Here is a 25,927-nt window from a genome sequence, read left to right as displayed (position 1 = left end):
TCAGCTGCGCAAGGGCGCCGCCGGGCAGCCCGCCCAGTTGCTGCCGGCGGGGATGTGCTCGCCCTTCATCACCAGGGTCAACGGTCCCAGGCGCGCGTTGTCGCCCACCTTGGCGCTGTACAGCACGGAGCTGCGCGGGCCCATGTAGACGCGCTGGCCGATCTCCACGTGGTCGATCTTCATCACGCGGTCTTCGAACAAATGCGTTTGCGGGCAGGTCAGCGCGTTCAATTCGCTGTAGTCGCCGATGTGCACGCAGTCGAATTCCGTGATGTCCGTCGTGTCCATGTAGACGCCGCGGCCGATCTTGCAGCCGAACAGGCGGAAGGCCAGCGGCAGCCACGGCGTGCCGCGCAGGTAGCGCATGAAGTTGGGTACGGCGATGCCTTCGTACAGATTGGTCACGCCTTCCGAAATCCACACGAACGGCGTCCACATGGGCGCCGCGTGCTTGCGGTAGCGTCCCAGCAGCAGCCACTTGAACAGCACGACGACGAGGAAATTGCCGATGCCGTAGGCCAGACCGGCGATGGCCAGGTCGGCCACCACTTCGCCCCAGCGTCCGGCGCCCGCGATCGGCATCACGTCCAGCACCAGCGTGTAGCCGACGGCGATCACCACCGCGTGCGGCGCGACGATGCGGAACGCCTCGATCAGGCTGCGGCCCAGGCGGCGCAGCAGCGATGGCTTGAACGTCAGGTGCTCGGCGAAGCCGCTGACCTGTTCGCGCGCGGGCAGGTGCATGGGCGGGGAGCCCAGCCACGTGTCGCCGCTATGCATCTGTTCATTGCGCGGCGCATGCGTGTGCACGCCGATCAGCACGTGCTCGGGCAGCATGGTGCCGTCCGGGATATAGCTGCCGTTGCCGACAAAGCTGCGGTGCGAGATGACGGTGGGGCGCATGGTCATCCAGCCGCCGTCGATCTGCTCGTCGCCCAGCATGACGGCGTCGGCGATGAAAGTGTCGTCGCCCAGGGTCAGCATGTCGGGCACCACGCCCAGGGCCGTGGAAATCTCGGCGCCTTTGCCGACCTTGGCGCCCAGCAGGCGGTACCAGTACGGCGCGTACACGGTGGCGTAGATGCCGTGCAGGACGTTCAGGCTCGATTCCTGGATATGGCTGACCAGCCACTTGGCGCAATAGATATTGCTGTGCACGGGCGAGCTGCCCGGCTTCAGGCGGGGCAGCGCGCCCCAGCGGATGGCGGCCGACAGCAGCGCCGTGAGCACGATCAGCACGGCGCTGGCGGGGAAGGCCAGCAGGAAGTAGCGGGCCAGCTGGGTCGTCACGTCGCGGCCCTGCAGCCACGGCATCATTTCGCGCTCGTCGAACCAGTCGATCAGCACGAAGCTGGGGAAGACGGGCATGAAGAACAGCACGGCGATCAAGACCATGCCGAAGCAGAAGAACAGGGTTTCGCCCGTCAGGCGCAGGCGTGAGACGGCGGGGCGCGGCGGCTGGCTGGCCGGGTCGTAGGGGCCGATGTCGCGCGCGGGCGAACCCGTCCAGACCCTGCCATCGGGCACCGAGGCGCCATCGGCCAGCGCCGACTGTCCCTCCAGGTGGCCAAACGCGCCCACCCTGGTGTTGCCTTCCAAAATCGCGTAAGAGCTGATGCAGGCATCGTCGCCGATGTGGATCCGGCCCAGCAGCAACCGGCCCCGTTCCACGCGGGCGTTTTCAAAGTTGACGGCATTGCCCACGCTGACGTTGTCGCCGATGGACAGCAGGTCGGGCGCGCGCAGGGTCATCGAGCCGATCACGACTTCCTTGCCCACCTTGGCACCGAGCGCGCGCAGCCACCAGCTGTTCAGCGACGAGCCGCTGAGCAGGTAGGCGGGCGCCGATTCGACCAGGCGGTCGGCCAGCCACCAGCGGTAATACGTGACGCCCCAGAGCGGATAGCTGCCCGGCTTCAAACGCCCGGCGATCAGCCACTTGCCGGCAATCGCGATGGCAAATTCGGCCAGGGTCGCGAGTAAAAACACGCCGATCGAGGCGGCGATCGCGCGCGGCACCGTGTCTCCCGTGTCGCCCGTGAAGAAGTGGTACGTGAAGAAGGGCGCCATCCACTGCGCCATGCGCAGGGTGACGAGGCCCGGCACGGCCGCCGCCTGGGCCGCGCCGCATAGCCAGCGCTTCAGGGTGGATGGCGGCGTCCAATCCGCTTCCGGCGTGGCCAGCGCGGGCGCCTCGTTCAGGACGGCGGCGATCTTGCCGATCTGCCGGTTCTGGTAAATGTCGCGCACCGTCATGTGGGCGTAGGCCGGATCGGCGCGCAGGGCGGACGCCAGGCGCGCGGCCAGGAAGGAGTGGCCGCCAAGGTCGCTGAAGAAGTCCAGCTGGCGCAAGATCGCCTGGCCGGGGAACAGCTTGGCCAGGGCCGCGAACAGGGCCGCTTCGGCCGGCGTTTCCGGCACGTCCGATTCACCCGCCTCGCCCGGGGGCGGCGCGGACAGGGGCATGGCTTTTAAGGCCTTCCTGTCGATTTTTCCTGAAGTGAGGCGCGGCATCAGCGGCAGCAGCTCGAAGCGGCCCGGCACCATGTAGGGCGGCAGGTGCAAGTTCAGCGCGGCGCGCAGGGTTTTCGCCGCCAGCGCATCATCGTCGGCATCGTCGCTGCCGACGATGTAGGCCACCAGCTGGTCGATGCCGTCATCCTTGCGCAGCAACACGGCCACCGTGCCCACGCCGGCCTGCTGTGCCAGCACGGCTTCGATCTCGCCCAGCTCCACGCGGAAGCCGCGAATTTTCACCTGGTCGTCGGCGCGGCCCAGGCACAGCACCTGGCCGTCGGGATCGATGCGGGCCAGGTCGCCCGTGCGGTACAGGCGCGCGTCATCCGCGCTGGTCGCCCACGGATTGGGCAGGAATTTTTCCACCGTCAGGTCGGGCCGGCCCAGGTAACCCTCGGCCAGGCCGGGGCCGATGATGCACAATTCTCCCGTCTCGCCGCGAGGCAGCAGGGTCAAGGGACGGTTTTCTCCCGGCTCGGCCACTTGCAGCACCAGCAAACCATAGTTGGGCAGCGGCGTGCCGATGGTGACGGGTTCGCCGGGCCGCAATCGCGCCAGGCTGCACGAGACGGTTGCCTCCGTGGGACCATAGGTGTTGAACATGGCGCGGCCCGGACGCGACCAGCGCTCGACCAGGGACTCGGGGCACATCTCGCCGCCCAGATTGATCAGGCGCAGGCTCGGCACGTCCTCGGCGAACAGGGCCAGCAAGGTCGGCACGGCGTGCAGCACGGTGACGTGGTTGGCGGCCAGCGCGCGCGGCAAGGCTTCCGGGTCGCCCGAGATATCCTTGGGCCCCAGCCACAGGGTGGCGCCCACCAGGTAGGCGATCCAGATTTCCTCGAACGACATGTCGAAGGCGACGGAAAAGCCCTGATAGACGGTGTCGGCTTGCGTCACTTCCAGCACGGCGTTTTCGCTGCGCAGGAAGTGGCAGATGCTGCGTTGATTGATCAGGATGCCCTTCGGCTTGCCCGTGGAGCCGGACGTGTAGATGACGTAGGCCGGGTGTTCGGGCAGCACGGCTCCGCGTGCCGGCAGCACTTCGCCCGGCGCGGCCGGGGCCAGCAGGCTTTCCACCGTCCACACGGGACGCTGGACGCCGGCGTCCGCCAGGCGCGGCGCGAATTGCGCGCAGCTGACGACGCCCGCGCCATTGGCGTCATCGAGGCACACCTGCAGGCGTTCGACGGGCGTGTCTTCATCGACGGGCAGCCAGGCGGCGCCCGCCTTGGCGATGGCCGCCTGCATCAGCAGCAGGTGCGCGCCGCGCGGCAGCCACAGGCCGACGATGTCGCCTGGCTTGACGCCGGCGGCCACCAGGCGCGACGCGGCCAGGCCCGCCTGCGCATCGAGTTCGGCATACGTGATGCGGCGTTCGCCATCGATCAGCGCGATCTGCTGCGGGCAGCGGCGTGCCGTCGCTTCCAGCAGATCGGCCAGCACTTCCTCGCGCAGCAGATCCGGTCGCGGCGGGCCGTACAGGATGTCGGCGTGGGTGGAAGGGGTGCCTGGGCTGACTGCGGTGAAATCGTTCATGGATGACGCTTATCTGTAATGCGGGGTGAGGAATCTGACGGGCTGCGCATGGTGCGCGGCACAGTCGATACATTACAGTACGCCAGACATTTCAGCGTTGCAGAACGGGGAATTTTGCGGGGCTTTCAACAATTATGTGGTTGCAGGATCAATTGCCATGATTACGGAATGTAAAACGCGGAAACATGGCGCCGATTTGCGCCACCGTGCGCGCCGCCGGATAGCCGTGCAGGGTGCGGCCGGCCAGCGCCGCATCCGCGCAGCCTTCGGCGCGGAACTGCTGCAGCACGTAGTTATCGACGCCTTTGGCGGCCAGGGTGGTAGCCAGTGCCAGCAGCTGCTCGTCCGGCAGCAGGTCCGGGTGGGTGGTGGTGCGGCACTCATAGGCGACGCCGCTGGCGAGGATGGCGTCCAGGCAGGCGCGCGCCGGGTCGCCGCTGCCGGCCACGCGGGTCACAAGACGATAGTCGGCAAACGGCGCCTTGATGTCGAAGCCCACCCAATCGACGAGGGGCAGCACTTCCTGCAGGCGCTGCGGATAGATGCAGGCCGTGTGCAGGCCGACGCCGAAACCCAGCGCCCTGGCGTCCTGCATGGCGCGCGCCAGCGCCGGGTCCATGCAGGCTTCGCCGCCGCTGAAGACGACGGCGTCGAGCAGGCCCACTCTGCGGCGCAGCCAGGTCAATACGTCTTGCCAGGGCATGGCGCCTTCCGGCGTGCGCGCCTGCAGGTGCGGATTGTGGCAATAGCCGCAACGCCAGGGGCAACCCTGCACGAACACCACGGCCGCCAGCTTGCCGGGATAGTCGGTGGCGGAAAAGGGCGTCAGGCCGCCCACTTTCAATTCAAGCGCCATGGCAGGCGGGCTGGCCAACCCGGGCGCTCGCTTCCGTAAAATACTGGCGCTCGTGGAATTCGCCCTGCTTGCCGATGTTGAACGAGGCGACGGGGCGGTGGTATCCCATCACGCGGGTCCAGATTTCGCAGCGCTGGCGTTCGCTGTCGAGCAGGGTGATGGCGGGAGTGAAGTCGGGACGTGCGTTCATGGCGTTTCCTCAAGTGATGGAACAGGGTGGGTTTGCTTGCGGGCGATCAGTTCCGCGTCGCAGGTGGGACAGAATTCATGTTTGCCGGCCAGGTAGCCGTGGCGCGGGCAGATGGAAAAGGTGGGCGTGACCGTGATGTAGGGCAGCGAAAAGCGGCTCAGGGCGCGTTTCACCAGCTCGCGGCAGGCGTTGGCGTCCGACAGCGCTTCCGTCATGTACAGGTGCAGCACCGTGCCGCCCGTGTACTTGCGCTGCAACGTGTCCTGCAGGGCCAAAGCCTCGAACGGGTCGTCCGTGTGGCCGACGGGCAGTTGCGACGAGTTCGTGTAGTAGGGATTGTCGACGGTGCCCGCCTGCAGGATGGCGGGATAGCGCTTGCGGTCTTCGCGGGCGAAGCGGTACGTCGTGCCTTCGGCCGGCGTCGCTTCCAGGTTGTACATATGCCCCGTCTCTTCCTGGAACTGCACCATGCGGGCGCGCACGTGGTCGAGCAGACGGATCGCCAGCGCATGGCCCTCGGGACTCGTGATGTCATGGGCGTCGCCGCTGAAATTGCGGATCATCTCATTGATGCCGTTCACGCCCAGGGTGGAAAAGTGGTTGCGCAGGGTGCCCAGGTAGCGTTTCGTGTACGGGAACAGGCCTTGCTGCATCAGTTCCTCGATGGTGCGGCGCTTGATTTCCAGGCTGGTCTTGCCCAGTTCCAGCAGGCGGTCCAGGTCCGCCATCAAGGCTGGCTCGTCGCCGCGCCATCGGTGGCCCAGGCGTGCGCAGTTGATCGTCACCACGCCCAGGGAACCCGTCTGTTCGGCGGAACCGAACAGGCCATTGCCCCTTTTCAGCAGTTCGCGCAAGTCCAGCTGCAATCGGCAGCACATGGAGCGGATCATGTTCGGCTTGAGTTCCGAATTGATGAAATTCTGGAAGTAGGGCAGGCCGTAGCGGGCCGTCATCTCGAACAGGCGTTCCGCGTTCTCGCTATGCCAGTCGAAATCCTCGGTGATGTTATAGGTCGGGATGGGGAAGGTGAAGACGCGGCCCTTGGCGTCGCCCGCCATCATGATCTCGATGTAGGCGCGGTTGATCATGTCCATCTCGGCCTGCAGCTCGCCATAGCTGAAGTCCATTTCCTGGCCGGCGATGACGGGAATCTGCTCGCGCAAGTCGTCCGGGCAGACCCAGTCGAAGGTGAGGTTGGTGAACGGCGTCTGCGTGCCCCAGCGCGAGGGCACGTTGAGGTTGAAGATCAGTTCCTGCATGTACTGGCGCACGTCTTCGTAGCGCAGGCTGTCCGTGCGGATGTAGGGCGCCATATAGGTATCGAAGGAGCTGAACGCTTGCGCGCCGGCCCACTCGTTTTGCAGGGTGCCGAGGAAATTGACGATTTGTCCGATGGCGCTCGACATGTGTTTCGGCGGGCCCGATTCGATCTTGCCCGGCACGCCATTCAAGCCTTCGTGCAGCAGGGTGCGCAGCGACCAGCCGGCGCAATAGCCGGCCAGCATGTCGAGGTCGTGGATGTGCAGCGCCGCTTCGCGGTGCGCCGCGCCCACATCCGGCGGATACACCTGGTCCAGCCAGTAGTTGGCGATGACCTTGCCTGATACGTTGAGTATCAGGCCGCCGAGCGAGTAACCCTGGTTGGCGTTGGCGTTGACACGCCAGTCGCGCCGGTCCAGATATTCATTGATGGACGCGGCGACATCGACCTGGCCGCGCGTGGATGGAACTGCATTTGTCGTCATGAAACCTCCAATAAACACAACATGCGGTGTTTTCATGGAGATTAATCACTAAATATAGTGGCGTCAAAGGGCGCGTGCCGTGGCGTGACGAATCCTTGATACAGGTGAAAAAAGCGCCTCTGTTTACTTTTTCGCGCGGCCCTGGCGCAGGATCAAGACGGTCGCGCCGAAATACGCGGCGCCGCAGACGGCGATGCTGAGGATGGAGGCGGGCAGTACGTGCGCCCAGATTTCCAGCGGCGAGAAGGTGCTCCAGCTGGCGACGCGCGCGTCGAACGTGACGTAGTTCGCCAGCAGCCAGTAGACGGCCAGCAGTCCCGTGCTGCTGGCGGCCTGGCGCGTCAAAGGCATGGCGCGGCGGGCGAAGACGGCTTGCAGGAACAGCAGCAGCACGCCCGGATACGCGCCCAGCACCTCGGGCGACAGCACGGACAGGGTCGCGTCATCGTAGCCGTCGGCCGGCGCCGCCCACTGCACTTGCAGCACGGTGAGGAACAGGGTGAGCAAAAAGATCAGCAGCGGTTTGCGGGGCATGGCGGACAATCGAAGAGGGAGAAAAGGGGGGCATTTTACAGCCAGGTCAAGCAAGTTGAACGCGCGCCAGCCATGCATGCATTCCTTCACCTGCGTCAAGGACTGGGCCGTATGGGCGGGGCTATAGTCTGCACCCTGAGCCGATACAGGACTGTGAACATCATGATGCTTGAATCAACCACCGCCACCCGCGTGGCCGGACCGCTGGAACTGGTCTGTCCCGCCGGCAGCCTGCCCGCCTTGAAAGCGGCCGTCGACAATGGCGCCGACACCGTGTACCTGGGCTTTCGCGACGCCACGAATGCGCGCAATTTCGCCGGCCTCAATTTCGATGAGAAGGCCATCGCCGAGGGCGTGCGCTACGCCCATCAATATGGACGCAAAGTGCTGCTGGCGCTGAACACCTATCCGCAACCGCACAACTGGGCCGTGTGGCGCAGTGCCATCGACCGCGCCGCGCAGGCCGGCATCGACGCCATGATCGTGGCCGATCCTGGCCTGATGGCGTATGCGAGCGAGCACCACCCGCAGCTGCGTCTGCACCTGTCCGTGCAGGGCTCTGCCACCAACTACGAAGCCATCAATTTTTACCATGAACACTTCGGCATCGCCCGCGCCGTGCTGCCGCGCGTGCTGTCGATGGCGCAGGTGGAGCAACTGATCGCCAAGACGGAAGTCGAGATCGAAGTCTTCGGCTTTGGCAGCCTGTGCGTAATGGTCGAAGGGCGCTGCGCGCTGTCGTCGTATGCGACGGGCGAGGCGCCGAATACGCACGGCGTGTGCTCGCCGGCGAAATCCGTGCGCTGGCTGGAAACGCCGAACGGCCTCGAATCGCGCCTGAACGGCGTGCTGATCGACCGCTATGCGCCCGGCGAAAACGCCAGCTATCCCACCCTGTGCAAGGGGCGTTTCGAAGTCAACGACGAAGAGTATTACGCCATCGAGGAGCCGGCCAGCCTGAATACCCTGGCGCTGCTGCCGCAGCTGATCGCCATGGGCGTGCGGGCCGTGAAGATCGAAGGGCGCCAGCGCAGTCCCGCCTATGTGGCGCAGGTCACGCGCGTGTGGCGCGAAGCGATCGACGCCTGCCGCGAAGGCAACGCGCGCTACGCCGTCAAGCCGGGCTGGATGGCGGCCATGGACAAGCTGGCCGAAGGCCAGCAGCACACACTGGGTGCGTACCACCGCTCCTGGAAATAGCAAAACCTACTGCGCGTCCCGGGGCGCGGCCTGCGATGCTCACCGTGCTTGAGCACGGCTGCGCTTCTCGGCCTCGCCGCAGGCCGCTCGCTACGGTTTTGTAACTTGAAAAATACTGGAAAAGGCATGCTAAAACTATCGTTGGGCCCCTTGCTGTACTACTGGCCGCGCGCCACCGTGTTCGAGTTTTACCAGCAGATCGCCGGCACCGCCGTCGATATCGTGTATCTGGGCGAAACCGTCTGCTCACGCCGGCATGAGGTGCGCCTGGCCGACTGGCTCGATATCGCCGACATGCTGGCCGCCGCCGGCAAGGAAGTGGTGCTGTCGACGCAGGCGCTGATCGAGGCGGGCGCCGAACTGGCGACCCTGCGCCGCATCACGGGCAATGGCTGCTACGCTGTCGAGGCCAACGACATGGGCGCCGTGCACTGCATGGAAAAGGGCGCGTCCTTCGTCGCCGGTCCCCATCTGAACCTGTTCAACGGCCCCAGCCTGCAACTGCTGGCGCACCTGGGTGCGCGGCGCTGGGTGATGCCGCTGGAAATGGGGCAGACGGCGCTGGCCGAGATGCAGCGCCAGAAACCGGAAGGGCTGGAGACGGAAGTCTTCGCCTATGGCCGCATGCCGCTGGCGTTCTCCGCGCGCTGCTTCACGGCGCGCAACCGCAACCTGCCGAAGGACGATTGCGGCTACAGCTGCCTGGAAGAGCCGGACGGCCTGCTGCTGCGCACGCGCGATGAAGTGCCTTTCCTCGTGTTGAATGGCACGCAGACGCAGTCGGCGCTGGTCTACAACCTGGTGCGCGAACTCGACGCCATGCGCGACATGGGCGTGGCGGTCGCGCGCATCAGCCCGCAATCCATGCATACGGAACAAGTCATCGCCATCTTCGACCGCGCCCGCCGCGGCCAGGTCAGCGGCATCGGCGCCCAGGCCCAGCTGGCGGCCTGCCAGCCGGCAGGCGCTTGCGACGGCTACTGGCATGGCCAGCCCGGCATGGAACAGCACGCCGCCCATTGAACGCATCGAAAGGAAGCACCATGCAAGATCAACTGGAAAGATTGCCCGTCCCGGCCAAGCCCGCCATGAGCAAGCCCGCCATGTCGTACCGGCTGCCCGAACCGCTGGCCGACTTGCTGTCCAAGTTGCCGCCGTATCCCGCCTCCTGGCTGTTCGTGCAAGGCTTGAACCGCCTGCTGGCGCCGCAATTGCCCGACGACGTGCGGCGCAGCCTGGAAGGGCGCAGCCTGCGCCTGCGGTTGCTGGACGCGGGCATCGCCTTCGATTTCGAGTGGCAGGGCACGGTATTCGTGGCGGAGCGTTATGTCGAGGTGCCGGACCTGTGCATCGCCGCCAGCGTGCATGATTTGATGCTGCTGGCGCGGCGCCAGGAAGATCCGGACACCCTGTTCTTCAGCCGTCGCCTGAGCCTGGAGGGCGATACGGAACTGGGGCTGCTGTTCAAGAATACGCTTGACGCCATCGAATTGCCGCCGTTCGACCTGCAGGCGCTGGGACCGCGCCGCGTGCTGGCGCATTTGCGCGACCGGAGCGCGCGGGAAGGCTGAGCGGCAGGCGGGCTTCAGTGGCGGCAGTGGCCGCAGGCGCCGCTGCACGAGGCCAGCTGTTCTTCATCCGTCGCTTCGCCCATGAAGCCGGCGTCATTGACGGCGGCCAGCAGGCGTTCCTGCGTGGCCAGCCGTTCGTCAAATTGCACCGTGGCGCCGTGGCGCGCCAGCGAGACGCACACGGTGGCCACGCCGGTGACGGCTTCGAGCGCGCCCGTCAGCCTGTCGGCGCAACCTTCGTGATCCATTCCGATAATATTCAAGCGTGCTGTCTGCATGGGTTCCTCTTGTTTTTCCGATAAAAAAGCAGCGTAGGCGAGGGGCGCGCATGCCGTCCAGAGCCGCACGCAAGATTTATTTTCTATTTGCGGTTTTATTGATCTGGATTAATTTCAACGGCTCATGGGCAGCTTGAAACTGCTGTTGTTTTATACACAGTTTCCCTGTCAGCGTCGACAAGCGTGCCCTGCAGCGCAATTGTGATCGCCGATGCGGACGCCGGACGGAAGGGGCTATGTGCTGGCGCTGCTTCATCCATGCTTGCGGCCGGAGACGCCGCTGGCGCGCAAGGCACTTTGGTATCGTCCAAAACATTACTATTAGTATTGTTGAGCTATGTCAAATAGCCGCCTCAATCGTGCGCACGATGTTTGATGAAACGCAAAGCGAGTTCAACAGAACACCTGTTGACACTTGTAAAATTTTCACCGAACATAATTCCTAATGACAACATTTCCCCAGCACAGGCCGCCAGGCCACGTGCTGTGCGGGACTCCGTACGCCCGTTCAACCGCCAGCGCCTGCCAGCCAATGAACGCGTAACCATCCGTTATCTTTTCGAAGGTTCGTCCATGCTCGATTCGATCACGTCGGTATTGCACCAGGTGCCGGAGTTGGCCCTGTTTCTGGCGCTGGCGCTCGGCTATGCGGTCGGGCAGATACGCTTCGGCCCCATCCAGCTCGGTGGCGTGTGCGGCACCCTGATCGCCGCGCTGCTGATCGGCCAGCTGGGCATCACTCTGGACGCCAGCGTCAAGAATGTCTTCTTCATGCTGTTCATCTTTGCCCTCGGCTATGCGGGGGGGCCCCAGTTCTTTGCCAACCTCAACGCCAAGGGCTTGCGCCTGGGCCTGCTGTGCCTGATCGAAGTGGTGGTGGTGCTGGCGCTGGTGCTGCTGGCCACGCGCTTCCTGGGCCTGGACCAGGGCACGGCGGCCGGCATGATGGCGGGCGCGGCGACGGAATCGGCCGTCGTCGGCACGGCCACGGACGCCATCTCCAAGCTGGCCTTGCCAGCGGCCCGCATCGCCGAATTGCAGGCCAACGTGGTCACCGCGTATTCGATCACGTACATCTTCGGCCTGATCGCCATCGTCATCGCCACCAGCCAGATTTTTCCGCTGTTGTTGCGCGTCAACCTGCGCGAGGAAGCCGATAAATTGTGGGAAAAGATGGGCGGCGCGCAGACCGATGGTGATGGCGTGCAGGCCACGCCGGAAATGGTGGGCCGCGCCTATCGCATCAGCCGCGGCGCGGGACGCCGCCTCGATGCCTTGCAGCATATTTTCGCGGGCCGCGCCAGCATCACGCGCGTGCTCCGGCATGGCAAGGTCTTGCCCCTGGAGCCCGCACTGCGCCTGCGCAACAACGACGAAGTGCTGGTGATCGGCCACCGTCCCGCGCTGGTGGCGGCCGAAGCCATCCTGGGCGAGGAATTTGCCGACACGACGGGCTTGAACATGGCCGTCTCGGCCGTCGAAGTGGTGTTGCAGCAGGCGGCCCTCGTGGGCCAGCCCTTGCGCCAGCTGGCCTTGCCCTCCGGCGTGCACGTGGCGGCCGTCGTGCGTGGCGAACACAGCATGCCGCCGCTGCCCGACCTGACCCTGCAGCGCGACGACGTGCTGCGCCTGTACGGCACGACGGAAGGGCGCGAGCTCAACACGGCGCTGGCCGCCATCGGCAAGCGCGTGCCCACCGGGGACCGCAGCAATATCGTCTACGCCAGCATCGGCATCGTGCTCGGTGTGTACATCGGCGGCTTTTCCGCCAAGCTGGGCGGCATTCCCTTTTCGCTGGGCACGGGCGGCGGCGCCTTGCTGACGGGCCTCGTGTTCGGCTGGTACCAGGCGCGCAAGCCGGGCATGCAGGGCATCCCCTCCAGCGCGCTCGACATGATGAAGGATATCGGCCTGGCCACCTTCATCGCCTGCGTGGGCCTGGCGTCGGGACCGCAGGCGATCGACCTGATCCGCCAGTACGGGCTGTCGCTGCCGCTGATGGGCGTGCTCATCGCCGTCATCCCCGCGTCGATTTCCCTGTGCGTCGGGCACTTTTTCCTCAAGCTGGAAGCGCCCGTGCTCCTGGGCGCCATCGCCGGCCAGCAGTGCAGCACGCCGGCCCTGTCGGCCGTGCAGAACGCGGCCGGCAATTCCACGCCCTTGCTCGGCTACACGATCACGTATGCGATTTCGAACGTGGTGCTGCCTCTGCTGGGGCCGCTCATCGTGGCCCTGGCCGGCTCCGTCCACGCATGAGCAGCTTGCAAGAGCACACGCAGTAAAGAATTCCTTCAACACGAAAGGCGGTCCGCATGGAATGGTTGCATGAGTTATTCAAGAAGTCGCCTGAAATTGCCTTGTTCCTCTCCCTGGCAGTGGGCTACTACATCGGCAAGATCAAGTTCGGCTCGTTTCAGCTGGGCGGGGTCGCCGGTTCACTGCTGGTGGCGGTCCTCGTCAGCCAGGTAGGCGTCGCCATCGATCCCGGCGTCAAGTCGGTGCTGTTCGCCCTGTTCATTTACGCGGTCGGCTATGAAAGCGGCCCGCAATTCTTCAATTCCCTGGGGCGCCAGTCCGTGCGCGAAATCATCCTGGCCGTCGTGCTGGCCGTGACGGCGCTGCTGACGGTGGTCATCCTGGCCAAGGTCTTTGGCCTGGACAAGGGCCTGGCGGCCGGCGTGGCGGCGGGCGGCTTGACGCAGTCGGCCATCATCGGCACGGCGGGCGACGCGATCACCAAGCTGGGCCTGGCGGCCGACGAGGTGGCGCGCCTGCAGGGCAACGTGGCCGTCGGCTATGCCGTGACGTATGTGTTCGGCTCGTTTGGCGCCATCATCGTCTGCGTCAACATCTTGCCCAAGCTGATGGGTCGCACCATCCGCGAAGATGCGATCAAGGCGGAAACGGCACTGCAGGCGGGCGTGCAGGTGCTGGGGCCGGGCCAGACGCCGGCCGCGCCCGACCTGATCGGCCGCATCTACGACGTGGGCCCGGGCGCCGGCCGCTCCGTGGCGGAGATCGAAAGCGCCCATCCGAACACGGCCATCACCATCGAGCGGGTCAAACGCAATGGCCAGATCATCGACGTCAGCCCGGACCTGGTGCTGGCGGCCGACGATATCGTGCTGCTGGTGGGCCGGCGCGAAGCCATGCTCAGCGTCTCTTCCCAGCTGGGCAAGGAATTGCATGCCGTCGAAGGCATGGAGCTGGTCATGCAGCGCCGCGACATGGTGCTGACCAACAAGGCTTACCACAACAAGACGGTGGGCGAAATCCGCAGCGCGACGGCGCCGGGCGTGCGCCACGGCATCTTTGTCGTCCAGCTGAGCCGCATGGGCAAGATCCTGCCCATGCAATCGGAAACCGTCGTGCAGACGGGCGACGTGGTGACCATCTATGGCGCCGAGCAGGACGTCAAGCGCGTGGCGGCCGAAGTCGGCTACATGATCGTGCCGAGCGCCAAGACGGACTTCGTCTACATGGGCGCCGGCCTCGTCGTCGGGCTGCTGGTGGGCTTGCTGGTGGCGCGCATCGGCTCGATTCCGCTGACCCTGGGCAGCGGCGGCGGCGTGCTGCTGTCGGGCCTGGTATTCGGCTGGTTCCGCGCCAAGCGCCAGACGTTTGGCTACATGCCCAGCGGCGCCGTGCAAATCCTGAAAGACCTGGGCCTGGCCGGCTTCGTTGCCGTCGTCGGTCTCACGTCCGGCCTGCAAGCCGTGCAAACCGTGCGCGAACATGGCCTGACCCTGTTTGGCGTGGGCGTGGTGGTGACCATCCTGCCGATGATCCTGACCATGCTGATCGGCCGCTACATCTTGCGTTATGACAACGTCGCCATCTTCGCGGGCGCCTTGTCCGGTTCGCGCAGCGCCAATCCCGCGTTCGGCGAAGTGCTGAACGCGGCGCAAAACTCGATTCCCACCGTACCGTTCGCCATCACCTATGCCTTGGCCAACGTTTTCCTGACCTTGCTGGGGCCGCTGATTGTGGCCTTCGTCTGAGTCTGCATGTATGTGCAAGTACCCTCAAAATGATCAGTCTGATAAGGAGTAGCAAAAATGGATTTCAGTAACCCAAGCAAACTCGCCCTGTTGAGCCCCTTCGAATTGAAAGATGCGCTGATCCAGACGGCCAAGCAAAGCAACCGGCTGATGCTCAATGCGGGCCGCGGCAATCCGAATTTCCTGGCCACCACGCCGCGCCACGGCTTCTTCCAGTTCGGCCAGTTCGCCATGACGGAAGCGGAGCGTTCCTATGTCTACATGGACGACGTGGGCGGTTTCCCCACGCGCGAAGGCATCGAGGCGCGCTTCGAAATCTTCGTACGCAAGCATGAAGGCAACCCCGGCGTGCATTTCATCGAGGCGGCCATGTCGTATGTGCGCGACCAGCTGGGCCTGGACGCGGGCGACTTCATCTACGAGATGTGCGAAGCCATTCTCGGCTGCAACTATCCCGTGCCGGACCGCATGCTGCGCCTGTCCGAGAAAATCGTCGGCCAGTATATCCACCGCGAAATGATCGGCGACCATCCGTTTGTCGGCAATTTCGACATGTACGCCGTCGAAGGCGGCACGGCCGCGATGACGTATCTGTTCGCCAGCCTGAAATCGAACCACATCATTCAGGAAGGCGACACGATCGCGCTGGGCATGCCGATCTTCACGCCCTACATCGAAATTCCCCAGATGAACGACTACAAGCTGAATACCGTGCACATCGATGCGCCGCAATCGAACAACTGGCAATTCACCAAGAAGGAGCTGGACAAGCTGCTCGATCCGAAAGTCAAAGCCTTCTTCCTCGTCAACCCCAGCAATCCGCCGTCCGTCAAGATCGATGACGAGACCCTGGAATACATCGCCAAGATCATCAAGAAGCGCCCGGACCTGATCATCCTGACCGATGACGTGTATGGCACCTTCGCCGACAATTTCGTCTCGCTGTTCGCCATTTGCCCGTTCAACACCATCCTCGTGTATTCGTTCTCGAAATACTTCGGCGCGACGGGCTGGCGCATGGGCGTGGTGGCCACGCATGAAAACAATGTGCTCGACGACAAGATCGCCAAGTTGCCGGAAACCATCAAGAAGCAGCTCGATGCGCGCTATCACTCGATCACCACGGAGCCGCGCCAGCTGAAATTCATCGACCGCCTGGTGGCCGACAGCCGCACGGTGGCGCTGAACCACACGGCCGGCCTGTCCACGCCCGTGCAGGCGCAGATGACCTTGTTCTCGCTGTTCTCGCTGATGGATGAAGAGCAAAAGTACAAGCAGTCGATGAAACGCATCGTGCTGCGCCGCAAGCAGGCGCTGTACCGCGAACTGGGCTTGCCGATGGTGCACGACGCCAATTCCGTGCGCTACTACCACCTGCTGGACATGGAATCGCTGGCCGCACAAATGCATGGCGTGGAGTTTTCGCAGTGGCTGCTGAAAAAACTCAAGCCGAACGAAGCGCTGTTCCGTCTGGCCGAGGAAACGGGCGTCATCCTGCTGCCGGGGCGCGGCTTCGGCACCACGCATCCGTCCGGCCGCGTGTCGCTGGCCAACCTGAACGAATACGATTACGCCAACATCGGCCGCGCCATCCGCAACATGGCGTCCGAGTTCTTTGCCGTGTTTGAAAAGGAAAAAGAGAAGGGGAGTAAAAAGGCCAAGAAGTAATTAGCTGGCCAACTGCTTGACAGCAACGGGCGCCCCGCAAGAGGCGCCCGTTTTTATGTGTCGGCTCCGGTAACCAATAGTGCAGGCTGGAATGGACATCCGTGGATATAATTGCTATTGTGAAAGTATAAACATGGCAACCCCGTGCTTTCCCCTCATTCATTGACTGGACGCTACATGGGCAGATTGCAAGGACACTTATCATTATTGCTGGCGGGCGCGCTGGGCGCGGCTCTGCCCGCCGTGGCGGAACCGCTGACATTCAACGAAGCGCTGCAGCAGGCGGCCAAGGCGTCTGGCACCGTGCAGGGCGCCGCGCTCGACGTGCGCGCCAAAACACTGAAAGCCGAAGCCTTGTCGAATATCGATGGCCCTTCCGTGGACTTGACGGCGTTTCGCGGCCGATTGTCGACGGACTTGAGTATCGATACGAGCGGTTTGTCGGGCGTGGTGGGCGGCATCGAATCCGTGCTGCCGCCGATTCCCGGCTTGCCCACGCCACACATTCCCAATTCCCTGAACCGCGAAGTGGTGACGGATCTGACCTCGTTCGGCTTGCTGGGCATGTGGCCCATCTACACGGGCGGGCGCCTGGACGCCGTCAAGGGACTCGCTTCCAGCCTGACCCTGGCCGCGCAGGCGGAGCACACGGAAGCGGAAGAGCAGCTGGCCACCCTGGTGGCGCAGCGCTATTTCCAGCTGCTGCTGGCCAAGCGCGTGGTGGCCGTGCGGGCCGAAGTGACGGCCGGCGTGACGCAGCACCAGCGCGACGCGGCCAAGCTGGAAAAGGGCGGCCTGATTTCGCGCGCGGAACGCCTGCGCGCCGACGTGGCGCTGGACAGCGCCCGCAGCGACGAGGCGCAGGCGCGCAGCGACGAGGAAATCGCCCAGGTGGCGCTTGATCGTTTGCTTGCCGTCAATACCCAAGTGCTGCCCAGCACGCCGTTGTTCGTCAACAGCTTGCCGGTGGGTACCTTGCAATCGTTCATCAGCACGGGCATGCGCGAAAACGCGAACTGGAAAAAGATCGACAGCAAGCGCGTGCAGGCAGAACAGGCCTTGAAGCTGCATGGCAAGGAATACGCGCCCACCGTGTTTGCCATCGGTAACTACAATTTGAACCGCGGCAGCGAAAAGCTCGTGCGCTCGAACTGGGCCATCGGCCTGGTCGTGTCCGTGCCCCTCGTGCACCGCATCAATACGGGCAAGATGATCGCCGCCGCCAAGCTGGACCAGGAGCGCGTGGAAGTGGTGGCGCGCCAGGCCGAGCGCGACATTCCCACCCTGATCGAAAAGAACTGGCGCGCGCTGGAAAACGCCCGCATCCAGTATTTGTCCACGGCCTCGTCGGTGGAACTGGCGCGCGAAAATATCCGCTTGCAAACGGTGGCCTTCCAGCAAGGGCAGGTGACGTCGCTGGAAGTGGTCGACGCGCGCCTGAACCTGGCCAAGGTGGAAACGCAGCGCGCGCAGACGGCCTATAACTATGTGATGGGGCTGGCGCAATTGCTGGAAGCGACGGGCGAGACGCAGCGCCTGGGCAGCCTGGCGGCCGCGGCCGATATCCAATTACCTGTGGACACCCAATAATGAGCACCTCCAAAAAACCCTTGGCCATCGCCGCCGCCATCATCGTCCTGGGCTTCGTCGGCTGGGGCTTGTACCAGGCCTTCCAGCCGCAGCGCCTGCCTCTGCAGGGGCAGATGGATGCGCAGGAAGTCAATGTCTCGTCGAAAGTGCCGGGCCGGGTGGCCGAGCTGTACGTCAAGCTGGGCCAGACGGTGCCGAAAGGGCAAGTGCTGTTCCAGCTGACGAGCCCGGAAGTGGATGCGAAGATCGCGCAAGCGACGGCCGCCACGCAAGCGGCCGATGCCGTGGCAAAGAAGGCGGAAGCGGGCGCGCGGCCGGAAGAAGTCCGTGCCGCGAAAGCGAACTGGGAACGGGCGCAAACGGGGGCCACCATCGCCAAGACCACGTATACCCGCGTCAACAATATGTACGAGCAAGGTGTGATCGCCCAGCAGAAACGTGACGAGGCGCAGGCGCAGTGGCGCGCCGCCGACCAGCTGGCGCAAGCGGCCCGCGCACAATATGACATGGCGCAAAAGGGCGCCCGTCCCGAAGACAAGACGGCCGCCGCCGCCCAGGCGCGCCAGGTGGGCGCCGTGCTGACGGAAGCGCAGATCGCGCTGGCGGAAACGAAGATCGCCGCACCCGTGGCCGGGCAGGTCAGCAAGATCCAGATCCAGCCGGGCGAACTGGCGCCGCAAGGTTTCCCCGTGATCACGCTGGTGAATCTCGATGACGCCTGGGCCGTGCTGCAGGTGCGCGAAGACGAGATGGCGGCGTTTGCCATGGGCAGCACGCATACGGCCAACGTGCCGGCGCTGAAACAGCAAGTGAGCTTCAAGGTCAGCTCCGTGGCCGTGCTGCCGGACTTCGCCACGTGGCGCGCGGCCCGTCCGGGCGGCACGGATTTGCGCACGTTTGAAATCCGCTTGCGTCCCGCCATCAAGGTCGATGGTTTGCGCCCAGGCATGTCGGTCGTGTTTCCACCGCTCTGATAGCAGATGAGCGTAGCGGATAAAGAGCCGGTTTCAGCGCTGGCGCGCGAGTGGCGGCGCTTGCGCGGCGACTTCTGGGATGTCGGCATGCTCAGCTGGATTCCGGTGGTGCTGTGCGGCATGCTGTGGCTGGTTTTTTCCGCCGGCATCGCGCGCGACTTGCCCATCGTCGTCATCGACAATGACAACTCCACCCTGTCGCGCCAGCTCACGCGCTGGCTCGACGCCTCGCCCGGCATTGCCGTGGCGGCCAAGGTCGCTTCCAGCGACGACGCCCTGCATCGGCTGCGCGAACGCACGGCGTTTGGCTATCTGGTCATTCCTGGAGATTTTGAAAAGCAATTGCTGGGCGGCCGGCAAGCCACCGTGCAATGGCTGTACAACGCGCAGTTTTCCTCGCACGCGGGGGCCTTGCTGCGCGACGTGCGCACGGTCAGCACGACCTTGTCGGCCGGCATCGAGATGACGGCGCGCGTGAAAAAGGGCATGTCGGGCGTGCAGGCGGCGGCCCAGTTCGAACCGATCCGCACGACCTTGAACAGCTTATACAATGAAAACACCAGCTATGAAGCGTTCTTGACGTTGGCCCTGATGCCGGCCATGCTGCAGATATTCATCGTCGTCGCCGTCGTCACCTCCATCGGACGCGAGTTGCGTGACGGCACGGTACCGCAATGGCTGGCCTCGGCCCATGACAGCTGGCTGCGCGCCGTGGGCGCCAAGCTGCTGTTTCCCCTCGTCGCCTATTGCGCGCTGGCGCTGTTGTACTTGCTGTTCTTCAGCATGGCGCGGGGCTGGGCCGTGGCGGGCAGCTTGCCGGCCTTGCTGCTGAGCATGCTGCTGCTGGTGCTGGCCTATTGCGGCCTGGCCACCTTGCTGATCGCCGCCACCTTGTCCCTGCGCCTGGCCCTGTCGGGCGCGGCCTTCATCACGGCGCCGGCCTTTGCCTTTGCGGGCCAGGCCTTTCCCTTGATGTCCATGCCGGCGCCGGCACGCGCCTGGGCGGAAGCCTTGCCGCTCACGCATTATCTGCAGCTGCAAACGAAATACTGGCTGGCCGGCGCGCCGTGGCGCTATGGCGTACAGGAAATGCTGATACTGGCCGGCTTTGCCATCGGCTGCGGCGCCGTGGGCGTTTTCCTGCTGGCGCGCCGCGCGAATGCGCCCGCCGCCTGGGGACGCGCATGATGTGGCCCGCCTTTCTCGCCACCTGGCGCGCCATGCTGACGGACAAGGGCGCGCTGACCTTGCTGTTCATCGGCGGCATCATCTACTCGTTCTTCTATCCTTTGCCGTATTCGACGGAAATCGTCCAGCGCGTGCCCGTGGCCGTCGTCGACCAGGACCGCAGCGCCATGTCGCGCCAGTTGACGCGCTTTGCCATGGCCCATCCTTCGTTGCAGGTCGTGGCCGTCACGCCGGACTTGCCCGTCGCACAAGATTTGCTGTGGCGCGACCAGGTCATGGGCGTATTGATTATTCCCGACGGCTTGCAGACGGACGTGCTGGCCGGCCGCGCCGCGCACGCGCAGGTGGCGGGCAATGGCTTGTATTTGATGCTGAACAAGGTGGCCTTGAACGGGCTGGCCGAAGTGGTGGGCACGGTGTCGGCCGGCATTGAGCTCAAGCGTTTGGGCGCGGGCACGCCATCGACCATCCAGGCCAACCAGCAGCGCTCGCCCATCGCCTTCGACGCCGTGCCCCTGTTTAACGTCAAGGAAGGCTATGGCGCGTATGTCGTGCCGGGCGTGGCGACCTTGATCGTGCAGCAGACCTTGCTGATCGGCATGACCATGCTGTTCGGCACCTGGTACCAGCGCAAGAGCTTCCCGCTGGCGGGCAAGCGCACGGCGGGTGGGTATATGGGCATGCTGCTGGCGTTCGCCTGCGTGGCCTTCCTGAACTGCTGCTATTTCTTCGGCTTCGTCTTCTGGTTCCAGGATTACCCCCGTGGCGGCAACTTTGGCGGCATGCTGGTGCTGCTGGTGCTGTTCTCTCTGGCGGAAGCGGCCTTTGGCATGCTGCTGGGCATGCTGTTTCGCACGCGCGAACGGGGCACGCAGCTGATGATCGCCACCTCGATGCCGGTGCTGTTTCTCGCTGGCCTGACCTGGCCCGTGTCGTCCATGCCCGTCGTGCTGCAATGGCTGCGCTGGCTGCTGCCGTCGACGGCCGGCATCCAGGGCTTCGTCGCGCTCAACCAGATGGGCGCCTCGCTGTATGAAATCCGCCATGAAGTGGCGGGTTTGCTGGCCTTGCTGCTGGCTTGCGTGGCGCTGGGCTGGTGGCGTTGGCGCAAACTGGATGAAACGCTTGTTGATTTGAACAAGGCGTAGTGGGAACGATATGCAATAATTTCGTTTCCGTAACCCCGGCGAAATGCCGGGGTCGGACCCTCAGGGTCCGACCCCAGTCCTTGGCTTAGGGTTTGACTCGCTGCCTTTCTGAGAATCACCATGTCCGCCTTCAATTTGTTCCAGCGTCTTTCACAAGCCCCCACCAAACCCAAGTCCGCGCCCGCCGCGCGGCAGTTCGATGTGGCGGACCTGTACCAGGGCCCCATCGCGCTGGGAGCGGAAGGCGAGGCGCAAGCGCGGCCCTTCGATGAAAAGCTGCGCCAGGCATACTTCTGGATCGTCAACCACGCCATCATCAGCCCCCATTACGACATCGAGTACAACGACGGCCCGTCGCAGACCTATGCCGTGGGCGACAGCCGGCGCACCCTGAATTTGCCGTCGGCGCAAAGCTATTCCAGCTTTATTTTGCTGCCGCTGCTGACCTTCGCCACGCGCCGCAAATGCCTGTTCGTCGGCGGGCCGGGGCGGGGCAAGACGGCCAGCGCCCTGTTGATGGGCGTGCTGGCCGGCTCCACCGTCAAGGAAGTCAAGCGCGCCATGCAGCACGGCCACCCGCAGATGACGGTGGCCGACTTGCTCGGCAATCCGCTGCCGGCGGATCTCGTGAACGCGCAAAGCATGGACGATATCCGCATCGCCTGGCGCGCCTGGCTGGGCATGCGCGTGAAGATCGTCGATGAATACAACCGCATCCCCACGCGCACGCAAAGCGCGCTGCTCACCGTGATGGGCGACAATTACGCGGAAGTGCTGAACCATATTTACGAATGCCCGGAAGCGGCCTGGTATCTGACGGCCAACGACGACCAGGGCGGCGGCACCTACCAGGTGATCGAAGCGCTGCGCGACCGGGTCGACGTGACGGTGCAGGCGCTGGCCTTCAATCCGCGCTTCCTGAACGAGTTGCTGCTGCGCGTGGAAGAAAACGTGCGCCCCGAAGAGCTGGTGCCGCCCGAGATCATCTTCACGGAAGCGGAAGTGGACCAGATCGGCGAGGCGATACGCCAGGTGGCCGTGCCGGAGCCCGTGCGGCGCCGCCTGGAATTTTTCGCCAGCCAGTTCGAGCTGTTCGAGACGGCCGGCGGCCAGTTCGAATACATGACCAAGGATACGGCCCGCCTGGCCGGCGCCGACCGGGGAGCGGCGCAGGCGGCCGACAATGGGCGCGACCGTCTGAAGGACCTCGGTTGCCAGACCTTGAATGGCATCTCGGTGCGTACCCTGATGGCGCTCTTGATCTACGCCAAGGCCATGGCTTACTTCCGCGGCAATGGCGAGGTGGCGCTGGAAGACTTGCGCCAGGTGCTGCCCTTCGTCCTGCATAACAAGCTGCAGCCGGACCCGGACGCGCCATTTTTCGCGCTGCCGGAAAACGCCGCCTACCGCAGCGACAGGCTGGGCTGGCTGCGCCGCCTGTTCGATTTGTCGAACGATGAATTCAACCGCCTGGACCTGGACCGCGACGATCCCGTCGGCGTGCTGTCCGCCGAATTCGACCTGGGCCTCGATGGCGTCAGCGAGCGCGAAACCCTGGCGCGCCTGAACCGCATCGAAAAGCTGATCGGCGAACGCACGAAGGGGAGAAAACTGTATGGCCCCCTGTATGATGATTTACTGAAACTCAAGTACCTGCATCAGCGCTATACGAATTACCGCAGCTGGCTGCGTTCGCAATGAGCGTGCCGCACTGTCATGGCTTCCTGGAAGCGCTGGCCATGCTCAATGGCGAGGCGAGCGACCTGTGCGCGAGCTACGAATTATCACGTCTGCCCGATGCGCCGGACCTTGTCACGGCGCTGGGTCTGCGCGTGGAGGATTATGCCTTGAACGTGATCGCTCCGGCACGCGACTTGCCGGCCGCCTTGTGGCGCATCAATGCGGCGCCGTGCGCGCGCGCGCACCTGGAGCAGGTGTGCCAGCGCTGGTTTTTCTCGTCGCGGCACATGCAGGCGGCGCCACCCGGGCGCTTTCGCGCGCAACTGGTGGCCGCCTTCCTCGAATCGCTCGATGAGGCGCTGGGCGGTTTTTCCCTGTACGCCGTGACGATGACGCCGCCTTCCGGTTTCTGGTACGCGATCCACTGGGACGAGATCGCGTTCGAGCTGGGGGATGAACGCTATCTGCTGCACTTTTCGCACAGCGATTGAGGCGTGGCGATGATCTCTCATGCCTTTGCCTCGATACTCGCCGGCGGCCGCGCCCAGTTCAATGCGCGCGCGGCCGAAGCGCGCCGCCGCTTTCCCTCGCTCGATATGGCCGCCTTCGGCACCTTTTTGCAAGACGGCGTCGATCCGCTGGTGGCGGCCGTGGCCGCCGCCGCGCCCGAGCGGGCGGGCGGCGCGACCCTGGCCGCCTACGACATGGCACTGGAACTGGTGGGCCATGGCCTGGCCGGCCCGGCCGCGAAGAATCCCTTCCTCAATACCGTCTGGCGCGAGCTGGCGCCATCGTTTGCGCCACTGCTGGCGACGGCCCCCGTCGACGTGCTGGGCATGCTGAGCAACGCCGCCATCCACCTTGGCGCCGTGGCGGGCGCGCGTCCCGCGCAGTGGCAGGCCGGGATGGCCGCCGTGGCGCCGCAAGTCGGCAGCGTCGCGCAGCTGCGCGCCGTGGGCCAGGTGCTGGCCTGGCGCGCCGGCGTCGCGCATTTCCGCCAGGGTGCGCTGGCCGCCGCCGACACCTTGCCGCCAGCGTTGGCGCTGGCCGCCTTTGGCGAGCCGGGCGCGCACTGGCCGCAGGTGCATGCGCAGCTCATGGACTATCCGTGGCGCGGCAACGTCGAGGGCAGGGACTTCGGTTCTTTTACTGGCCTGGGTGGCGCCTTCGGCACGCCGCCGCAGGTGCGCGCGACAAAGGAAGGATTTGTCGTGCGCAGCGCCGAGCGCCATTACCTGCTGGTGGCCGACGCCTATGGCGCCGTGCTGCACAGCGCCACGGCGCAGGAGTTCGAGCAGGCGCAAACCGGCATGCCGGCGGCCGTGCGGCTCGAGGGCGCGACCCTGCATATCGGCGCGCGCAGCATCGCGCTCGACCTGCCGGCCGGCGACATCGCGCTTGCCGCGAATGCGCATACGCTGGCCATCACGTCACCGTGGACGCACGCGATCCGTTTGCTGCCGCTCGCATGAATAAAGTCGCCGACACCGCGCTGATCGACGCCTGGCGCGCCGCCTGGCCCGAAGCCCTGGCCGTGTGGAGCAAATTTACGCGCCTGCGCGACCCGAGCCTGTGCGCCAGCCGTGTCGAGGCCAGCGAGCAGGGCTTGTCCGGCAGCTTCGCCATGATCCGTTTGCTGGACCAGAGCGTCGTGGTGGACTTGCCGCTGGTGACGGAGCTGGGTCTGGACGACTATGCGCTGGAAGTACTCGCCCATGAAATCGGCCACCATATCCTCGCACCGGGCAGCGCCAGTGACCAGTTCCGGCTGCTGGCGCGCATGCGCCGCGCCTTGCCCACCCTGGAGCAGCACGCGCCGATGGTGGCCAACCTGTACACGGACCTGTTCATCAACGACCGCCTGCAGCGCCAGGCGAATTTGCGCATGGCCGACATCTACCGCAAACTGCAGCAGGGGCGCACGGCGCAAGCCGACGCCAAAGGCGGCGGCGTATGGACGCTGTACATGCGCATCTATGAAAACCTGTGGCAGCTGGAAAAGGGCGAGCTTGGAGGAGGCAGTGCCGACGAACGCCTGGACACGGATGCCTGGCTGGGCGCGCGCCTGATACGCGTGTACGCGAACGACTGGATGCTGGCGGCGGGCCGTTTCGCCACCTTGCTGCTGCCTTACCTGGTCGAGGATACGGACGCGCTGGGTGACAGTCTTGACCCAAGCCGCTACCTGCAGGATACGCGCGACGCGGCCCGTGGCTGCCAGACGTATGGCGCGCAGCAGATCGAGGATGACGAGGAGGGCGGCGCCATCCACCCCGTGCACGACAAGCGCATCTCGGGCCTCGACGGCGAGGAGCCGCAGGCCCAGGCGCCGGCCGGGAGCGGCGGCGGCCAGCTGCGCGAACCGTTCGAGCTGGGCGACATCTTGAAGGCCTCGGGCGTGGACCTGAGCGACCATGAAATCGCCATCCGCTACTACCGCGAGCGCGCCTTGCCGCATCTGGTGGCGTTCCCCAGCCGCCCTGCGCCCGAATCCCAGGAGCCGCAGATGGAAGGGCTGGAAGCGTGGGAGATCGGCGATCCACTGGAAGAAATCGACTGGCTGCAGTCCGTGATGCAGTCGCCGCGCCCCGTGCCCGGCGTGACCACCGTGCGCCGCGTGTATGGCCGCGAACCGGCGCGTGCCATCGACGCCGTGCCCGTCGACCTCGACATGTACGTGGACAGTTCCGGTTCCATGCCGAACCCGCAGGCGCACACCTCGTTTTTGACACTGGCCGGCGCCGTCATCGCCTTGTCCGCGCTGCGCGCCGGCGCGAAGGTGCAGGTGACCCTGTGGAGCGGCAAGAACGAGGTGATGCAGACGCCGGGTTTCGTGCGCGATGAAGACATGATCCTGGGCGTGCTGACGGAATTCTTTGGCGGCGGCACCTGCTTCCCCATCCACCGCCTGCGCCAGACGTATGCGGCCAAACGCGAACGGCCCGCGCACATCCTGATGATCTCCGACGATGGCATCACCACCATGTTCGACAAGGATGAGCTGGGCAACAGCGGCTGGGATATTTCCGCCAAGGCGCTGGCGCAGGGCGGCGCGGGCGGCACCATGGCTTTGAACCTCGAGCGCGACTGGGATGGCGCGCCGACCCACAAATGGCTGCAGCAGACCTATGACGATTTGAAGCGCGCGCGCCGCGAACAGGGCTGGGATATCCACGCCGTCGAGCGCTACGAGGACTTGCTGGACTTTGCGCGGGCGTTCAGCCGTCGCCACTATATACAATCATGAT

20 protein-coding genes are annotated in these 25,927 nt (G+C 64.9%); 14 read left to right on the top strand and 6 right to left on the bottom strand.

Going from position 1 to position 25,927, the window contains the following annotated elements; all coding sequences use genetic code 11:
- From GCN78_RS15665 to GCN78_RS15645, 5 genes are all read right to left on the bottom strand, one after another.
- The gene (locus tag GCN78_RS15665) at positions 1-4,056 is read right to left on the bottom strand and encodes a Pls/PosA family non-ribosomal peptide synthetase (protein ID WP_152252518.1); all 4,056 of its coding nucleotides are present in this window, start codon (positions 4,054-4,056) and stop codon (positions 1-3) included.
- A gap of 148 nt (positions 4,057-4,204) precedes the next feature.
- A complete protein-coding gene (locus GCN78_RS15660) occupies positions 4,205-4,912 on the bottom strand; it encodes an anaerobic ribonucleoside-triphosphate reductase activating protein (protein WP_152252517.1) in 708 nt (235 codons plus the stop codon).
- Positions 4,902-5,102, bottom strand: coding sequence for an anaerobic ribonucleoside-triphosphate reductase (nrdD, locus tag GCN78_RS29895; protein WP_152252516.1), 201 nt, complete (start codon positions 5,100-5,102; stop codon positions 4,902-4,904). The genes GCN78_RS15660 and nrdD overlap by 11 nt, the downstream gene beginning before the upstream one ends.
- Positions 5,099-6,847: a ribonucleoside triphosphate reductase gene (locus GCN78_RS15650; protein ID WP_152252515.1), complete on the bottom strand. Its 1,749-nt coding sequence runs from the start codon at positions 6,845-6,847 to the stop codon at positions 5,099-5,101. Before GCN78_RS15650 ends, nrdD begins: the two co-directional genes overlap by 4 nt.
- A 123-nt stretch (positions 6,848-6,970) precedes the next feature.
- The gene (locus tag GCN78_RS15645) at positions 6,971-7,381 is read right to left on the bottom strand and encodes a hypothetical protein (protein WP_152252514.1); all 411 of its coding nucleotides are present in this window, start codon (positions 7,379-7,381) and stop codon (positions 6,971-6,973) included.
- 162 nt (positions 7,382-7,543) lie between these two features.
- Between GCN78_RS15645 and ubiU the strand changes: the two genes are divergently transcribed.
- The 3 genes from ubiU (at position 7,544) to ubiT (ending at position 10,152) form a co-directional block, all read left to right on the top strand.
- On the top strand, positions 7,544-8,581 hold the full coding sequence (gene ubiU / locus GCN78_RS15640; RefSeq protein ID WP_412101868.1) for a ubiquinone anaerobic biosynthesis protein UbiU: 1,038 nt from the start codon (positions 7,544-7,546) through the stop codon (positions 8,579-8,581).
- 126 nt (positions 8,582-8,707) lie between these two features.
- On the top strand, positions 8,708-9,604 hold the full coding sequence (gene ubiV / locus GCN78_RS15635) for a ubiquinone anaerobic biosynthesis protein UbiV (RefSeq protein WP_152252513.1): 897 nt from the start codon (positions 8,708-8,710) through the stop codon (positions 9,602-9,604).
- A 20-nt stretch (positions 9,605-9,624) separates the two neighbouring features.
- Positions 9,625-10,152 (top strand): ubiquinone anaerobic biosynthesis accessory factor UbiT, encoded by a 528-nt coding sequence (ubiT, locus tag GCN78_RS15630; RefSeq protein WP_152252512.1) that lies wholly within the window; start codon positions 9,625-9,627, stop codon positions 10,150-10,152.
- Between the two features lie 14 nt (positions 10,153-10,166).
- Here ubiT and GCN78_RS15625 read toward each other — a convergent pair whose 3' ends face one another.
- Positions 10,167-10,430: a heavy-metal-associated domain-containing protein gene (locus GCN78_RS15625; RefSeq protein ID WP_077402408.1), complete on the bottom strand. Its 264-nt coding sequence runs from the start codon at positions 10,428-10,430 to the stop codon at positions 10,167-10,169.
- Between the two features lie 573 nt (positions 10,431-11,003).
- Here GCN78_RS15625 and aspT (GCN78_RS15620) point away from each other — a divergent pair.
- The 11 genes from aspT (GCN78_RS15620) (at position 11,004) to GCN78_RS15570 (ending at position 25,926) form a co-directional block, all read left to right on the top strand.
- Positions 11,004-12,686, top strand: coding sequence for an aspartate-alanine antiporter (aspT, locus tag GCN78_RS15620; protein ID WP_152252511.1), 1,683 nt, complete (start codon positions 11,004-11,006; stop codon positions 12,684-12,686).
- Positions 12,687-12,742: 56 nt separating this feature from the next.
- Positions 12,743-14,431 carry an aspartate-alanine antiporter gene (aspT, locus tag GCN78_RS15615; RefSeq protein WP_152252510.1) on the top strand — a complete coding sequence of 563 codons (1,689 nt, stop codon included), beginning with the start codon at positions 12,743-12,745 and terminating at the stop codon, positions 14,429-14,431.
- Between the two features lie 57 nt (positions 14,432-14,488).
- Entirely contained in the window at positions 14,489-16,099 is a 1,611-nt protein-coding gene (locus GCN78_RS15610) for a bifunctional aspartate transaminase/aspartate 4-decarboxylase (RefSeq protein ID WP_152252509.1), read from the top strand.
- 177 nt (positions 16,100-16,276) lie between these two features.
- Positions 16,277-17,689, top strand: coding sequence for a TolC family protein (locus tag GCN78_RS15605; protein WP_226939655.1), 1,413 nt, complete (start codon positions 16,277-16,279; stop codon positions 17,687-17,689).
- Positions 17,689-18,663 carry an HlyD family secretion protein gene (locus tag GCN78_RS15600; RefSeq protein WP_152252508.1) on the top strand — a complete coding sequence of 325 codons (975 nt, stop codon included), beginning with the start codon at positions 17,689-17,691 and terminating at the stop codon, positions 18,661-18,663. The genes GCN78_RS15605 and GCN78_RS15600 overlap by 1 nt, the downstream gene beginning before the upstream one ends.
- A gap of 6 nt (positions 18,664-18,669) precedes the next feature.
- Complete coding sequence (locus GCN78_RS15595) at positions 18,670-19,851, top strand: ABC transporter permease (RefSeq protein WP_152252507.1); 1,182 nt, start codon at positions 18,670-18,672, stop codon at positions 19,849-19,851.
- Entirely contained in the window at positions 19,848-20,999 is a 1,152-nt protein-coding gene (locus tag GCN78_RS15590; RefSeq protein ID WP_152252506.1) for an ABC transporter permease, read from the top strand. Before GCN78_RS15595 ends, GCN78_RS15590 begins: the two co-directional genes overlap by 4 nt.
- 120 nt (positions 21,000-21,119) lie before the next feature.
- Positions 21,120-22,700, top strand: a complete 1,581-nt coding sequence (locus tag GCN78_RS15585; protein ID WP_152252505.1) for an AAA family ATPase — start codon at positions 21,120-21,122, stop codon at positions 22,698-22,700.
- On the top strand, positions 22,697-23,170 hold the full coding sequence (locus GCN78_RS15580) for a hypothetical protein (protein ID WP_152252504.1): 474 nt from the start codon (positions 22,697-22,699) through the stop codon (positions 23,168-23,170). The genes GCN78_RS15585 and GCN78_RS15580 overlap by 4 nt, the downstream gene beginning before the upstream one ends.
- Before the next feature lie 9 nt (positions 23,171-23,179).
- Positions 23,180-24,151 carry a hypothetical protein gene (locus GCN78_RS15575; RefSeq protein WP_152252503.1) on the top strand — a complete coding sequence of 324 codons (972 nt, stop codon included), beginning with the start codon at positions 23,180-23,182 and terminating at the stop codon, positions 24,149-24,151.
- Positions 24,148-25,926 carry a vWA domain-containing protein gene (locus tag GCN78_RS15570; RefSeq protein ID WP_152252502.1) on the top strand — a complete coding sequence of 593 codons (1,779 nt, stop codon included), beginning with the start codon at positions 24,148-24,150 and terminating at the stop codon, positions 25,924-25,926. Before GCN78_RS15575 ends, GCN78_RS15570 begins: the two co-directional genes overlap by 4 nt.
- The last annotated feature ends 1 nt before the right edge of the window (position 25,927 follow it).

Origin of the sequence: Janthinobacterium rivuli (genome assembly GCF_009208735.1) — a bacterium.
Lineage (GTDB): Bacteria > Pseudomonadota > Gammaproteobacteria > Burkholderiales > Burkholderiaceae_D > Janthinobacterium.
Note: the sequence above shows the minus strand (reverse complement) of the source record. Positions and strands in the feature narration are given on the sequence as shown.